Source organism: Rhodobium orientis (assembly GCF_003258835.1).
Lineage (GTDB): Bacteria > Pseudomonadota > Alphaproteobacteria > Rhizobiales > Rhodobiaceae > Rhodobium > Rhodobium orientis.
In genome coordinates this window covers 1-257 of the sequence record NZ_NPEV01000198.1, presented here as the reverse complement: position 1 = coordinate 257, position 257 = coordinate 1, and the positions used below count along the sequence as shown (strand labels likewise).

Genomic DNA, 257 nt, shown 5'->3' with positions numbered 1-257 from the left:
GTCCCAGCTGATCACGTCCAGGTGCTTGGCAAACTTGCTGTAGTCCAGCCCTTGAAACGGAATTAAATCATGCGTGTCCGCCATAAAATTGGTCGTAATCGGAATATTCGGCGTGATTTCCTTTAACGGAACGATTTCATTTTGAAAAAAAGAGATCGTCTGGTCAGTGACGAAGCGTCGCCAGTCTAAATTCAAGCCGTGCACCGCATTTTCCCCGATCGGAGACGGCGATTCAATCTGTGACCAATCGTTGAAGG

The 257-nt window shown here is 47.9% G+C and carries 1 protein-coding gene; it reads right to left on the bottom strand.

Features of this window, described 5'->3' with window-relative positions:
- On the bottom strand, positions 1 to 257 hold a 257-nt coding region (locus tag CH339_RS25825; protein WP_210207415.1), incomplete at both ends, for a beta-galactosidase.